The sequence below is a fragment of the Pseudomonas eucalypticola genome (assembly GCF_013374995.1).
GTDB classification, from domain to species: domain Bacteria; phylum Pseudomonadota; class Gammaproteobacteria; order Pseudomonadales; family Pseudomonadaceae; genus Aquipseudomonas; species Aquipseudomonas eucalypticola.
This window is the reverse complement of sequence record NZ_CP056030.1, coordinates 1313315-1328227: the sequence shown is the minus strand read 5'-3', so window position 1 is coordinate 1328227 and position 14913 is coordinate 1313315. Positions and strand designations below refer to the sequence as shown.

Here is a 14913-nt window from a genome sequence, read left to right as displayed (position 1 = left end):
ACGGACATGAACGCTGAAAACGCAGAGGACAGACTGTATCATCCGACCTCGGAAACACTCTCCAGACCGAAGTGATGTGACTTCCACCATTGGCTATGGTCAATGTCAGCAATCCGATTCAGCAATGCCATGAGGCGACTATGTATATCCGTTCCCTGAGCGTCAGAAATCTCAAGCGCCTTCGCGACCTGACACTGGACTTCACCGACGCCCAAGGCAACCCTAGGATGTGGACTGTCATCATCGGCGAAAATGGGACCGGCAAAACCAGTATCTTGCAGGCAATCGCGTTGGCTTCGGCTGGAAAGCTGCGTGTCAACGACCTTGCCAGTACCGCGTTTGCTCATCTGGTGGACCGGCGGCACAAGCATAAACAACCGCTGAGCATACGGGCCCAATTCAGCTTCACCCCTTCATCGTTGGCAGACCGCAAGTGTCACCCTCTGTATGAGGGTACGTTGCCGCTCGACTTGAGGCTGACTTCGCAGGTCAGCCTCGACCCCAAGGAAACGTCCATCCGCGCCGATGCCTGGTATGGCGTCGATGAGGAGCAGCCTGGAGGCGCTCAAGATCCCCTGGATCAGGCCCGGGCAAAAGAATCTCATCTGTGGTTCGTGATTGGGTATGGCGTACACCGCACCCTCCCCGAGTCTGGCCGGGTATCAGTGCTGTCGCGGCCGTCGGTAGACAGAATGAAACCACTGTTCGGCCCGGAGTACCCACTGACCAGTACCAGCTTCCTCGGGCACTACGGCAGTCGCTCGGCAAAAGCCAGGGTTTATTCAACTGTACTGAAGAAGGCCATAATCAACACGGGTGTCCTACCCCACGATATCGCGAATCTGGAAATGCGGGGTTATGGCGGGGTTTCGAAAGCTGCTGACCTGCTCGATCGCGATCGATTCCTTCAGGCCATGGGATCTGAAAAAGTAAAGATTCCGGCTGTTGCGTTGGCGCACGGTTACCAGTCGACAATCGCCTGGATCGCCGACTTGGTTGGCCACATTTTGTTGGAGGCGAAGGGTGATCTTCATCCAGAGGACTTTGAAGGGCTTGTGCTGATTGATGAGATCGACTTGTACTTGCACCCCACGTGGCAGGCTCGCCTGATACCTGCACTACGCAAAACCTTTCCCAAACTACAGTTTGTCGCGACGACTCATAGCCCGGTCGTGCTGGCAACATTGGCACCTGATGAGGTCATTCGGGTACAGGCTGACGCCGCCACCGGAGACGTGCACCGAATTGCGCCAGACGCTGAAACAGGGATATGGGAGGAGGTCGAGGATGAGCCGTGCGCGCTGACCCAGCCCGATCCCCGCACAATGACGGGGACCGAAATGTATCAGGAGTATTTCGGTTTGGACCGCCTCACACTCAACGAGCACGGTGAGCAACTGCGCAGCTATACCGCACTCGCGACAAACCCTTACCGCACGCCCTACCAACAGGAAAAGATGGAGAAGCTCAAACTGCAACTGACCACGGCGTTGGTGGCTGATCTGGTTGAGCCAGTAGCAGTAGATCCGGGCCAGAACAGCCATGATTAAACTGGAACTGGGCGATGAGCCGCACGAACTGGTCGCCGCACGCCAAGAGAATTGGCCTGCGGCGGTACTGTTATTCAACCAGCATGGTGTGGATCATAAAGAGTTCAGGGAGCTGCTCGAAACGGGCTACCAAGTGGCGAAGCCTGTTCTGTTCCAGCGGCAATATGAGAAGTGCGCCTTCTGTGAGCGCAGCGAAGATGCAGAGTTTCGTCCAGTCGAACACTTCAGGCCGAAGAAAGGTGCACAGGACAAGGTCGACGCCAGGTGGGTGACCACGAGTGGTCATTATTGGTGGCTTGCCTGGACATGGTCGAACCTCTATTTCAGCTGTCAGAGCTGCAATATGGCAGGAAAAAAGGGCAACAAATTCCCTATCGAGCCGGGCACGGCCAGAGCACAAACGCCCACCCGCCCCATCGTCGGTCCCGTAACCCCCGAATTTTTTGATTGCTCGATGGAACGCAGATTATTGCTTGACCCTCGATTGGACGATCCGCTGGACCATCTGCAGTGGATACCCGTCGATCGTCAGCTTCCCAAGGCAAAATGGAGATGGACGTTGGAGGGGCTGGACAGCCTCGGTGATATGACGATAGAAGTGCTGGATCTGGACAGACGAGTGGACTTTGTCAATCGCCGGCTCAAGGGACTCCAGAACCTATGGGAAGAAGTTGACCTGTTTATCGCTGATGATCAACTGGTGAACGCTAGAAGATGCTGGGACAAGCTGTTGGCGCAGTACATCGACGATCCGTATCAGGAGTTTCGTAACGCGGGCTGGTGGGCGGTCGACACTTTATGCCCCAAAGACATGCGTGATCGTTATGGGCTTCGTCACCCGCAAATACCCGTTGTTACACTGCCGAAAGCAACATGAAGGAAGGCATGAAGGTACCGCCGGTGCTGGGTGAACCATTGCACCTGGCCTTCGGTCAGTGATGAAGAGGCCCCTGAACTTCTCTGGGCTCTGACTCGAGACCTTCATCTTGTCCATCCCTTCGTCCCGTCGTAACGGCTTGGCGCTGGACGCGCTGAACTTCTTTCTGGCTGACGTGCGCGACGGCCTGGGCCCCTACCTCGCCATCTACCTGTTGGCGGTGCACCAATGGAACGCCGCGCAGATCGGCTGGGTGATGACCCTGGCAGGCCTGGCCGGGCTGGTGGCGCAGACGCCCGCTGGCGCGCTGGTGGACGGCACCGTCGCCAAGCGTGCGGTCGTGACGGTGGCGGCGCTGCTGGTGACGGGCAGTTGCCTGGTGCTGCCCTGGACCGCTTCGTTCACCGCCGTGGCCATGACCCAGGCCCTCAGCGCCGTGGCAGCGTCGGCCTTCGCACCGGCCATTGCCGCGATTTCCCTGGGGCTGATGGGGCCACGGGCGTTTACCCGGCGTACCGGCCGCAACGAAAGCTTCAACCATGCCGGCAACGCCGTGGCAGCGTTGCTGGCCGGGGGGTTGGCGTTCTGGCTGGGCCCGGTGGCCGTGTTCTACCTGATGGCCTTCATGGCCCTGGCCAGTGTGCTGGCGGTGTGGCAGGTGGACCCCGCCGCCATTGACCATGCCCAGGCCCGCGGGCTGGACGACCCGGCGGATCAGCACCGTGCCCAACCCTCGGCGATCGATGTGTTGCTGGGTAACCGCCCCCTGTTGTTGCTAGCCCTGTGTTGTGCCCTGTTCCACCTGGCCAACGCCGCCATGCTACCGCTGGTGAGCCAGAAGCTTTCGCTGCAGGACCTGACACTCGCCACCCCGTTGACCTCTGCCTGCATCATCGCTGCACAGCTCGTGATGGTTCCCATGGCCTGGCTGGTGGGTGCTCGCGCTGACCAGTGGGGGCGCAAGCCGTTGCTGCTGGCCGGTTTCCTGATTCTGCCGGTGCGCGGGGTGCTGTATACCCTGTCCGATGACCCGTATTGGCTGGTGGCTATCCAGATGCTAGACGGCATCGGTGCCGGCCTGTTCGGCGCGCTGTTGCCCTTGATGGTCAAGGACCTGACCCAGGGCACCGGCCACTTCAACGTCAGCCTCGGCGCGGTGACCACAGCCTTCGGGCTGGGTGCCGCGCTAAGCGGCAGTCTGGCCGGCACCGTGGTGCAGTGGGCTGGCTACAGCGCAGGTTTTCTGACCCTGGCTGGCGTCGCGGCCGTGGCGCTGCTATTGCTGTGGTTGAAGATGCCGGAGACACTGCAGCCCGCTACCCGGGTTTCCCCCGCCCTCCTTGCCCGAGCCCGCTGAATGCCCTTCACCACAAGCCAATTGATTATCTGGGGGGTGGCGATACTCGCTACCCTGGGCATTCTGCTGCGCCCGTGGCGCTCGCCTGAGTATGCCTGGGCGGCCGGTGCCGCGGTGCTGCTGACGGCCACCGGGGTGATTCCCTGGCCGGACGCCCTGCGCGCGGTGGGCAAGGGCGGTGATGTCTATCTGTTCCTCATCGGCATGATGGTGCTGGCTGAACTGGCGAGGCAAAAAGGCCTGTTCGATTGGCTGGCGATGTATGCGGCGCGGCATGCCAAGGGCTCCAGCCAGCGTCTGTTCGACCTGGTGTTCCTGGTGGGCACGCTGGTGACCGTGCTGCTGTCCAACGACGCCACGGCGGTGGTGCTGACCCCGGCAGTGTATGCCGCCGCCCGCGCGGCCCGCGCCGAGCCACTGCCGTATCTGTTCGTGTGCGCCTTCATTGCCAACGCCGCCAGCTTCGTGCTGCCCATTTCCAACCCGGCCAACCTGGTGGTATTCGGCAGCCACATGCCGCCATTGCTGACCTGGCTGTGGCATTTCACTCTGCCCTCACTCGCCGCCATCGGCATGACCTATGGGGTGCTGCGCTTCACCCAGCGACATGCGCTGCGCCAACCCTTGGCCCGCGAATTCGACGTACAGCCCCTGAATACCAGCGCCCGCCTCACCGCCTGGGGCATCGGCCTGACTGCCGTGGTGTTGCTGCTGGCATCGGCATTGGACGCGCAGTTGGGGCTGCCAACGTTCTGCGCCGGCCTGACGACCTTGCTGGGCGTGCACCTGCTGGAGCGCAGCAGCCCGGTGCCGGTGCTGCGCCATGTGGCCTGGGGGGTATTGCCCCTGGTGGCGGGGTTGTTCGTGCTGGTCGCCGGCCTGACCCAGACTGGCGTGACCGCCCACCTCGCCCACGCCCTGGCCGACCTGGCGCAGCGGGCACCCGTGCAGGCGAGCTGGGTGGGAGGAGTGCTGGTGGGCATCGCCAGCAACCTGATCAACAACCTGCCCGCGGGGCTGATCGCCGGGTCCATGAACCATATCGCGCCGCTGCCCACCCAGGCCACCGCGGCGCTGCTGATTGGCGTGGACCTGGGGCCGAACCTGTCGGTCACGGGGTCCTTGGCGACGTTGCTGTGGTTGATCGCGGTGCGGCGCGAGGGCGGCCATGTCAGTGCCCTGGGCTTCCTGCGCCTCGGCGCGCTAGTCATGCCACCTGCCCTGCTGGCGGCTTTGGCGCTGCTGACGGCCGTGCCCACCTGAGCGAAGCGGCCAGCCTTCGAAAAAAAAGATATACACTCGATTCTGGCCGCGCCGCGCTCGCCGGGTCGCGAGGGTGCGCGGCGTGTCCGTTCAATGCAGCCCGCCCTTCACTACCGAGCAAGCCTGCCATGATGACCTTGCGCCAGATCCGCCACTTCATTGCCGTGGCCGAGACCGGTTCGATCTCGGCCGCCGCCCAGGCGGTGTTCATTTCCCAGTCGACCCTGACCCTGGCCATCCAGCAACTGGAACAGGAAATCGGCGTGACCCTGTTCAACCGCCACGCCAAGGGCATGACCCTGACCCACCAGGGCCACCAGTTCCTGCGCCAGGCGCACCTGATCCTGGCCACCGTGGACAACGCCAAGCGCAGCCTGCAACAGAGCACCGACCAGGTGGCGGGCCAATTGGTGATCGGCGTGACCAGCCTGGTCGCCGGGTATTACCTGGCCGACCTGCTGACGCGCTTCCAGCGCGCCTACCCCAACGTCGAGCTGCGGGTGATGGAAGACGAGCGCCCCTACATCGAGCACCTGCTGGTGAGCGGCGAGATCGACGTGGGGGTGCTGATCCTCTCCAACCTGGAGGACCGCCACGCGTTGCAGACCGAAGTGCTGACCCACTCGCCCCATCGCCTGTGGCTGCCGGCCCAGCACCCGTTGCTGGAGCACGACAGCATCAACCTGGCCGACGTGGCCCGCGAACCGCTGATCCAGCTGAACGTCGACGAGATGGACCACAACGCCCAGCGCATCTGGACCGGCGCGGGCCTGACACCGCGCATCAGCCTGCGCACCGCCTCCACCGAGGCCGTGCGCAGCCTGGTGGCGGCGGGCTTGGGCGTATCCATCCAGCCCGACATGACCTACCGCCCCTGGTCGCTGGAAGGCGACATTATCGAGGCGCGCCCCCTGGCCGACCTGACCCAGACCCTGGACGTGGGCCTGGCCTGGCGCCGTGGCACGGCGCGGCCGGCCCTGGTGGACCCGTTCCTGACCGTAGCCCGTGAACAACCCCACAACGGCCGCAGGGTATCGATTTAATCGAACGCTGCATTCAGTATTTAGAATTTGTCGCCCACCCGCCCGCGCACTAGTCTCTATCCACCGAGACAATCCGTGCCCGGGCCGTTTCCCAGGAACCTGCCCGTGAGCCCAAAAGAACAGAGACCTCGCAAAATGGCTGGCACTTCCCCCCCGAGCTGTGTACCGCGCTGCTGATCGACGGTGAGCTGGTGGCCGGTAATGGCCGGGTGGAAGCCATCATCAACCCGGCCACCGCCGAAGTACTGACCCATATCGCTGAAGCCAGCACCGAGCAAGTGGAAAGCGCCATCCTTGCCGCCCACCACGCCTTTGCCGGCTGGTCGCGCACCACGCCACAACAACGCGCCAACCTGCTGCTGGAAATCGCCGACGCCGTGGCCCGCCAGGCCGACCGCCTGGCCCGCCTGGAGGCATTGAACTGCGGCAAGCCCCTGCATCTGGCCCGCCAGGATGACCTCAACGCCACCGTCGATGTGTTCCGTTTCTTCGCTGGCGCCGTGCGCTGCCAGACCGGCCAGTTGGCCGGCGAATACGTGCCCGGCTATACCAGCATGGTGCGCCGTGACCCCATCGGCGTGGTGGCCTCCATCGCACCGTGGAATTACCCGATCATGATGGCCGCGTGGAAGATCGCCCCGGCCCTGGCCGCCGGCAATACCCTGGTGTTCAAGCCGTCCGAGCACACGCCGTTGTCGATCCTGGCACTGGCGCCGGCCTTGGCGCAAATTCTGCCGCGCGGCGTGCTGAACATTGTCTGCGGTGGCGGTGAGGGCGTGGGCAGCCACCTGGTGGGCCATGCCAAGGTGCGCATGGTGTCGCTCACCGGCGATATCGTCACCGGGCAGAAAATCCTCCAGGCGGCGTCCAAGACCCTCAAGCGCACACACCTGGAACTGGGCGGCAAGGCGCCGGTGATCGTCTGCGATGACGCCGACCTGCAGGCCGTGGTCGAAGGCGTGCGCAATTACGGCTACTACAACGCCGGCCAGGACTGCACCGCCGCCTGCCGCGTGTATGCCCAGGCTGGCATCCATGATCGGCTGGTCAGCGAACTGGGCGCCGCCGTTGGCAAGCTGCGCTTTGCCAGCAAGCGCGACGCCGACAACGAACTGGGCCCGCTGATCAGTTCGCGCCAGCGCGACCGGGTCGCCAGCTTTGTGGAACGCGCCCTGAGCCAGCCGCACATCGAGCGTATCAGCGGTGCCGCCGTGCATTCCGGGCCCGGCTTTTTCTACCAGCCGACACTGCTGGCCGGCTGCCGGCAAACCGATGAGATCGTGCAGCGCGAAGTATTCGGCCCCGTGGTCACCGTCACCCGCTTTGACGACCTGAGTCAGGCAGTGGATTGGGCCAACGATTCCGAATACGGCCTGGCGTCCTCGGTATGGACGCAGAATCTGGACAAGGCCCTGCAGGTCGCCGCGCGCCTGCAATACGGCTGCACCTGGATCAACAGCCATTTCATGCTGGCCAGCGAAATGCCCCACGGTGGCCTGAAACGGTCCGGCTACGGCAAGGACCTGTCCAGCGACTCACTGCACGACTACAGCGTGGTGCGCCACATCATGGCCCGCCACGGGGAGCACCTCTGACCACGAAACGCCGCACACCACTACGCTAATAATCAGCCTCCCTGAAGGCCGCTTCACCTGTTCGCTACTGCCCCGACCATAATTTGAAGAAGAGGGTTACCATGCACCAGCACAAGACCGCATTGCTCAGCGCCTTGACCACCGCCTTGCTGGCCAGCGCCAGCCTGCAGGCCGCCGAACCGCTCAAGGCGGTGGGTGCCGGTGAGGGGCAGCTGGATATCGTTGCCTGGCCGGGCTATATCGAACGGGGCGAAAGCGACAAAAACTACGACTGGGTGACCGGTTTCGAGAAAGAGACCGGGTGCAAGGTCAACGTCAAGACCGCGGCCACCTCCGACGAGATGGTCAGCCTGATGGCCAAGGGTGGTTACGACCTGGTGACCGCCTCGGGCGATGCTTCCCTGCGGCTGGTGGCCGGCAAGCGCGTACAGCCGATCAACACGGCGCTGATCCCCAACTGGAAGAACCTCGACCCGCGCCTCAAAGATGGCCCCTGGTACGTGGTCAATGGCCAGACCTACGGCACCCCTTACCAATGGGGCCCCAATGTTCTGCTGTACAACACCAACACCTTCAAGACCGCGCCCACCAGCTGGGGCGTGGTGTTCGACGCGCAGAACCTGCCCGACGGCAAGCCCAACAAGGGCCGCGTACAGGCCTATGACGGGCCGATCTACATCGCTGACGCGGCGCTGTACCTCAAGAGCGCCAAGCCCGCGCTGGGCATCCAGAACCCCTACGAATTGACCGAAACCCAGTACAAGGCCGTGCTCGACCTGCTGCGGGCCCAGCACGCTCTGGTGCACCGCTACTGGCATGACGCGACCGTGCAGATGAGCGACGTCAAGAACGAGGGCGTAGTAGCGTCCAGCTCCTGGGGCTACATGGTCAACGGCCTGAAAGCCGACAACCAGCCCGTGGCCTCGACCATTCCCAAAGAGGGCGCCACCGGCTGGGCCGACACCACCATGCTGCACGCCGAAGCGGCGCACCCCAACTGCGCCTACAAGTGGATGGACTGGTCGCTGCAGCCCAAGGTGCAGGGCGACGTGGCCGCCTGGTTCGGCTCGTTGCCAGCGGTACCGGCCGCCTGCCAGGGCAGCGAACTGCTGGGGGCCGAAGGTTGCAAGACCAACGGCTTCGACCAGTTCGACAAGATCGCCTTCTGGAAAACCCCGCAGGCCGAGGGCGGCAAGTTCGTGCCGTACAGCCGCTGGACCCAGGACTACATCGCGATCATGGGCGGCCGCTGAGGCCCCCATCCTGGTAGCCGCTGCCCCAGGCTGCGGCTACGACGGTGTCTGCCGTACCTTTCGGAGTAGCGCATCATGACGCTTGCAGTCCAGTTCACCCAGGTTTCCCGCGTGTTCGGCGAGGTGAAGGCCGTTGACCGGGTTTCTATCGATATCCAGGACGGCGAGTTCTTTTCCATGCTCGGCCCGTCCGGCTCGGGCAAGACCACGTGCCTGCGCCTGATCGCCGGGTTCGAGCAGCCCAGCGCCGGCTCGATCCGCATTCATGGCGCCGAGGCGGCCGGGTTGCCGCCCTACCAGCGTGACGTGAACACCGTGTTCCAGGATTACGCGCTGTTCCCCCACATGAACGTGCGTGACAACGTGGCCTACGGCCTGAAAGTGAAGGGTGTGGGCAAGCAGGAACGCCTGGCCCGGGCCGAGGAGGCGCTGAACATGGTCGCCCTGGGCGGCTACGGCGAGCGCAAGCCGGTACAACTGTCGGGCGGCCAGCGCCAGCGCGTGGCCCTGGCCCGGGCGCTGGTCAACCGTCCTCGCGTGTTGCTGCTTGATGAACCCTTGGGGGCCCTGGACCTGAAACTGCGCGAGCAGATGCAGGGCGAGCTGAAGAAACTCCAGCGCCAGCTGGGCATCACCTTCATTTTCGTCACCCACGACCAGACTGAAGCCCTTTCCATGTCCGACCGGGTGGCGGTGTTCAACAAAGGCCGCATCGAGCAGGTCGACAGCCCGCGCAACCTGTACATGAAACCGGCCACCACCTTCGTCGCCGAGTTCGTCGGCACCTCCAACGTGCTGCGCGGCGAGACGGCGCGGCAGCTGACCGGCAGCGAGTTGCCCTTCTCCATCCGCCCGGAGCACATCCGCTTCGGTGAAGTGGCCACGCCCCATGAAATACAGGTCAACGGCCTGCTGCATGACATTCAGTACCAGGGCAGTTCGACCCGCTACGAACTCAAGCTGGACAACGGCCAGCTCATCGCCATCAGCCAGGCCAACAACCAGTGGCAGGAACCGAGCATCGTCCTGCAACCCGGCCAGCGCCTGAATGCGCGCTGGGCCCGGGACGCCATGACCGTGCTGCGTGAAACCGAGGGCCTGTGACATGAGCCTGGTCTTGGAAAAACCTGCACCAACGGTGGACGTACCGCCCCTGCGGCGGCTGTGGACCCTACTGTATCGCAAGCCCAACTTGTACCTGTCATTGCTGCTGGTGCCGCCGCTGCTGTGGTTCGGCGCCATTTACCTGGGCTCGTTGCTGAACCTGCTGTGGCAGGGCTTCTACACCTTCGACGACTTCAGCATGACGGTCACCCCTGACCTGACCCTGGCCAACTTCGCCGCGCTGTTCAACCCGTCGAACTTCGACATCATCCAGCGCACCCTGGGCATGGCCGTGGCGGTGTCCATCGCCAGCGCCGTGGTGGCCTTCCCCATCGCCTACTACATGGCGCGCTACACCCAGGGCAAGACCAAGGCGTTTTTCTACATCGCGGTGATGATGCCCATGTGGGCCAGCTACATCGTCAAGGCCTACGCCTGGACCCTGCTGCTGGCCAAGGGTGGCGTGGCCCAGTGGTTTGTCCAGCACCTGGGGCTGGGGCCGGTTCTGCAAGCCGTGCTGGGATTGCCAGGCATTGGCGGCAGCACATTGTCCACGTCGACCCTGGGGCGTTTCCTGGTGTTCGTGTACATCTGGCTGCCGTTCATGATCCTGCCGATCCAGGCGTCCCTGGAACGCTTGCCGCCCTCGCTGCTGCAAGCCTCCGCGGACTTGGGCGCGACACCGCGCCAGACCTTCCTGCAAGTGGTGCTGCCGCTGTCGGTACCCGGCATCGCGGCGGGTTCCATCTTCACCTTCTCGCTGACGCTGGGCGACTTCATCGTGCCGCAACTGATCGGCCCGCCCGGCTACTTCATCGGCAGCATGGTCTACGCCCAGCAAGGGGCCATCGGCAACATGCCCATGGCCGCGGCGTTCACCCTGGTGCCCATCGTGCTGATCGCGGTGTACCTGTCCATCGTCAAACGCCTGGGGGCCTTCGATGCACTCTGACAAAGCCTCCTGGGGCCTGCGCCTCGCCGCCTGGGGCGGACTGGTATTCCTGCACTTCCCCATCCTGATCATCTTCCTGTACGCCTTCAACACCGAAGACGCGGCCTTCAGCTTTCCGCCCCAGGGCTTCACCCTGAAGTGGTTCAGCGTGGCCTTCGCCCGCACCGACGTGCTGGAGGCCATCAAGCTGTCGCTGCAGGTGGCGTGCGTGGCGACGCTGATCGCCATCGTGCTCGGCACCCTGGCGTCGGCGGCGCTGTACCGGCGTGACTTCTTCGGCAAGGACGGTATCTCGCTGATGCTGATCCTGCCCATCGCCCTGCCCGGCATCATCACCGGTATCGCTTTGCTGGCCGCGTTCAAGCGCCTGGGCATCGAACCGGGCATGTTCACCATCATCGTCGGCCACGCCACGTTCTGCGTGGTGATCGTCTACAACAACGTCATCGCCCGCCTGCGCCGCACCTCCCACAGCCTGATCGAGGCGTCCATGGACCTGGGCGCCGACGGCTGGCAGACCTTTCGCTACATCATCCTGCCCAACCTGGGCTCGGCGCTGCTGGCCGGCGGCATGCTGGCGTTCGCGCTGTCATTCGACGAGATCATCGTCACCACCTTCACCGCCGGCCACGAGCGCACGCTGCCCATCTGGTTGCTCAACCAGCTCAGCCGCCCGCGCGACGTACCGGTGACCAACGTGGTCGCCATGCTGGTGATGCTGGTGACCATGCTGCCCATCCTGGGCGCCTACGACCTGACACGCGGCGGTGAAAGCGTGGCCGGCAGCGGCGGCAAATAACACCTTCACAGGGGAACAGACCATGCAAACGCAACTGCTGATCAACGGCCACCTGGTCACCGGCGAGGGCCCGGCGCAGGCCGTGTTCAACCCGGCCCTGGGCCGCGTGCTGATTGAAATCAACGAGGCCACCGAAGGCCAGGTGGATGCGGCGGTGCGTGCCGCCGATGCGGCCTTCGACAGCTGGTCGCAGACCGCGCCCAAAGACCGCGCCCTGCTACTGCTCAAGCTGGCCGATGCCATCGAAGCCCATGGCGAAGAGTTGGCCAAACTGGAATCGGACAACTGCGGCAAGCCCTACAACGCGGCGTTGAATGACGAGATTCCGGCCATCGCCGACGTGTTCCGTTTTTTCGCCGGCGCCACCCGTTGCATGAGCGGCTCGGCGGCCGGTGAATACCTGCCGGGGCACACCTCGATGATTCGCCGCGACCCGGTGGGTGTCATCGCCTCCATCGCGCCGTGGAACTACCCGTTGATGATGGTGGCCTGGAAGATCGCCCCAGCCCTGGCCGCCGGCAACACGGTGGTGCTCAAGCCGTCCGAGCAAACCCCGTTGACCGCCCTGCGCCTGGCGCAACTGGCCAACGACATTTTCCCCGCCGGGGTGTTGAACCTGGTGTTTGGCCGGGGCCACACCGTGGGCCAGCCGCTGGTGACCCACCCGAGGGTGCGCATGGTGTCGCTGACCGGGTCCATCGCCACCGGCTCGAACATCATCTCCAGCACCAGCGACAGCGTGAAACGCATGCACATGGAACTGGGGGGCAAGGCGCCGGTGATCATTTTCGACGACGCCGACATCGACGCAGCCGTGGAAGGCATCCGCACCTTCGGTTTCTACAACGCCGGCCAGGACTGCACCGCGGCGTGCCGTATCTATGCGCAAGCAGGCATTTACGAGCAGTTCGTGGAAAAGCTCGGCGCCGCGGTCAGCGGCATCAAGCATGGTTTGCAGGACGACCCCGACACTGAACTGGGCCCGCTGATCACCGCCCAGCATCGTGATCGGGTAGCCGCCTTCGTCGAGCGCGCCCTGGCGCAGCCGCACATTCGCCTGGTCACGGGCGGCAAGGCGGTGGACGGCGATGGCTACTTCTTCCAGCCCACGGTACTGGCTGACGCCCAGCAGGACGACGAAATCGTGCGCCGCGAGGTGTTCGGGCCGGTGGTGTCGGTGACCCGCTTCGATGACGAAGCGCAGGTGCTGGGCTGGGCCAACGATTCGGACTACGGCCTGGCTTCCTCGGTATGGACCCGCGACGTGGGCCGCGCCCACCGCTTGAGCGCGCGCCTGCAATACGGCTGCACCTGGGTAAACACGCATTTCATGCTTGTCAGCGAGATGCCCCATGGTGGGCAGAAGCTGTCGGGGTATGGCAAGGACATGTCCATGTATGGCCTTGAGGACTACACCACTGTGCGGCATGTCATGTTCAAGCACTGATCGCCTCCCGTACCTCATACAACAATGATCCGGGGTGTGCCTTTCGGGCACCACCCCCGGGCACCCTGCAACCTGAATCTGCCGATTCTTTCGGAGCACACACATGAGCGTCACCCCTGACATGGCAGCCGTCGACCACGATGCCGAGCAGCTCAGGCAACTGGGCTACACCTCCAACTTCAACCGCAGCATGAGCCTATGGGAAAACTTCGCCCTGGGCTTCACCTACCTGTCACCTGTAGTAGGTGTGTACACCCTGTTCGGCCTGTGCCTGGCGGCGGGCGGGCCGCCGATGTTCTGGGCCTACCTGCTGGTGGGCCTGGGCCAGATGCTGGTGTGCCTGATCTTCGGCGAAGTGGTGTCGCAATTCCCGATTTCCGGGGGTGTGTACCCATGGGCCAGACGCCTGGTGGGCAAGCGCTGGGCGTGGATGGTGGGCTGGATCTACTCCATCGCCTTGTGCGTGACCATCGCCGCGGTGGCCGTGGGCGCCGGGCCCTACCTGGCGGTGATGCTGGGCTTCGAACCGAGCAACAGCACCAACATCGTCATCGCCCTGGTGCTGACCCTGCTGGCCACCCTGGTCAACCTCAGCGGCACCAAGATGCTGGCGCGTATCGCCATGTTCGGCTTCCTGTGCGAGTTGCTGGGCGCGTTGATCGTCGGTATCTACCTGCTGATCTTCGAACGCCACCAGCCATTCAGCGTACTGTGGAATACCTTCGACATCCGCGTCGACGGTTCCTACCTTCCGGCCTTCCTGACCGCCTCGCTGGCAGGGATGTTCCTGTACTACGGCTTCGAAGCCTGCGGCGACGTGGCCGAGGAAACCCCCAACCCCAGCAAACGCATTCCGGTAGCGATGCGCATGACCATCTACATCGGTGGCATCTCGGCGATGTTCGCCTGCCTGGCCTTGATCCTCGCCGTGCCGGACATGCAGGCGGTCATCAACGGGACTGACAAGGACCCGGTGACCACCGTACTGAACAACGCATTTGGCAGCGTCGGTTCGCGGGTGGTGATGGCTGTGGTGATGGTGTCGTTCATTTCCTGCGTCATCAGCCTGCAGGCTGCCGCCAGCCGTCTGCTGTACTCCTACGCCCGTGACGAGATGGTCATCGGCAGCCGGTTGCTCAAGCGCCTGTCGGCCACTACCCAGGTGCCAGTCAATGCCCTGCTGGTGGCGGGCGTGTTGCCGGCGCTGATCATCATCCTCGGTTTTTTCCTGCAGGACGCCGTGGCCACCATCGTCAGCTTCGCAGCGATCGGCATCTACCTGGCCTTCCAGATGATCGTCCTGGGCGCACTGTACGCCCGCCTGCGCGGCTGGAAACCCAGTGGCCAGTTCAACCTGGGGCGCTGGGGGTTGCTGGTGAACGTCGGGGCACTGGTGTACGGCGTGGGCGCCATCATCAACATGGCCTGGCCGCGCACCCCGGACGCCGCCTGGTACGTGAACTACGCCATGGTCGTGACCACGGCGGTAGTGATCGGCCTGGGGCTGCTGTACATGTGGCTGGCCAAACCCTACGACCACGGCACCGCCCCCGCGGGCGACGCCTGGAAGATAAAACGTTGACGCAACCGGCCCTGTAGGCGCAACCCTGTGGGACCGGGCGCAAGCTCGGGAACCAGGCGCCGCGGTTAGCCCGAACCACCGCGGTGGCCAC

Annotated in this window: 11 protein-coding genes and 1 pseudogene; all 12 read left to right on the top strand. The window is 63.9% G+C overall.

Going from position 1 to position 14913, the window contains the following annotated elements; all coding sequences use genetic code 11:
* The first annotated feature begins 140 nt into the window (after positions 1–140).
* The gene (locus HWQ56_RS06105; protein WP_176570031.1) at positions 141–1550 is read left to right on the top strand and encodes an AAA family ATPase; all 1410 of its coding nucleotides are present in this window, start codon (positions 141–143) and stop codon (positions 1548–1550) included.
* Positions 1543–2427, top strand: a complete 885-nt coding sequence (locus HWQ56_RS06100; protein ID WP_176570030.1) for an HNH endonuclease family protein — start codon at positions 1543–1545, stop codon at positions 2425–2427. The genes HWQ56_RS06105 and HWQ56_RS06100 overlap by 8 nt, the downstream gene beginning before the upstream one ends.
* Positions 2428–2536: 109 nt before the next feature.
* On the top strand, positions 2537–3784 hold the full coding sequence (locus HWQ56_RS06095) for an MFS transporter (protein ID WP_176570029.1): 1248 nt from the start codon (positions 2537–2539) through the stop codon (positions 3782–3784).
* Positions 3785–5047, top strand: a complete 1263-nt coding sequence (locus HWQ56_RS06090; protein ID WP_176570028.1) for an arsenic transporter — start codon at positions 3785–3787, stop codon at positions 5045–5047.
* Between the two features lie 128 nt (positions 5048–5175).
* Positions 5176–6090 carry a LysR family transcriptional regulator gene (locus HWQ56_RS06085; RefSeq protein WP_176570027.1) on the top strand — a complete coding sequence of 305 codons (915 nt, stop codon included), beginning with the start codon at positions 5176–5178 and terminating at the stop codon, positions 6088–6090.
* Between the two features lie 135 nt (positions 6091–6225).
* A pseudogene (locus tag HWQ56_RS06080) lies at positions 6226–7685 on the top strand (gamma-aminobutyraldehyde dehydrogenase).
* A gap of 101 nt (positions 7686–7786) precedes the next feature.
* Positions 7787–8938: a putative ABC transporter substrate-binding protein YdcS gene (gene ydcS, locus HWQ56_RS06075; RefSeq protein ID WP_158157790.1), complete on the top strand. Its 1152-nt coding sequence runs from the start codon at positions 7787–7789 to the stop codon at positions 8936–8938.
* A 75-nt stretch (positions 8939–9013) separates the two neighbouring features.
* Positions 9014–10042 (top strand): ABC transporter ATP-binding protein, encoded by a 1029-nt coding sequence (locus tag HWQ56_RS06070; protein ID WP_158157789.1) that lies wholly within the window; start codon positions 9014–9016, stop codon positions 10040–10042.
* Position 10043: 1 nt separating this feature from the next.
* Entirely contained in the window at positions 10044–10994 is a 951-nt protein-coding gene (locus HWQ56_RS06065; RefSeq protein ID WP_158157788.1) for an ABC transporter permease, read from the top strand.
* Positions 10984–11793 carry an ABC transporter permease gene (locus HWQ56_RS06060; RefSeq protein ID WP_176570026.1) on the top strand — a complete coding sequence of 270 codons (810 nt, stop codon included), beginning with the start codon at positions 10984–10986 and terminating at the stop codon, positions 11791–11793. The genes HWQ56_RS06065 and HWQ56_RS06060 overlap by 11 nt, the downstream gene beginning before the upstream one ends.
* A gap of 22 nt (positions 11794–11815) precedes the next feature.
* Positions 11816–13240 (top strand): gamma-aminobutyraldehyde dehydrogenase, encoded by a 1425-nt coding sequence (locus tag HWQ56_RS06055; RefSeq protein WP_176570025.1) that lies wholly within the window; start codon positions 11816–11818, stop codon positions 13238–13240.
* 103 nt (positions 13241–13343) lie between these two features.
* A complete protein-coding gene (locus tag HWQ56_RS06050; RefSeq protein WP_158157785.1) occupies positions 13344–14822 on the top strand; it encodes an APC family permease in 1479 nt (492 codons plus the stop codon).
* The last annotated feature ends 91 nt before the right edge of the window (positions 14823–14913 follow it).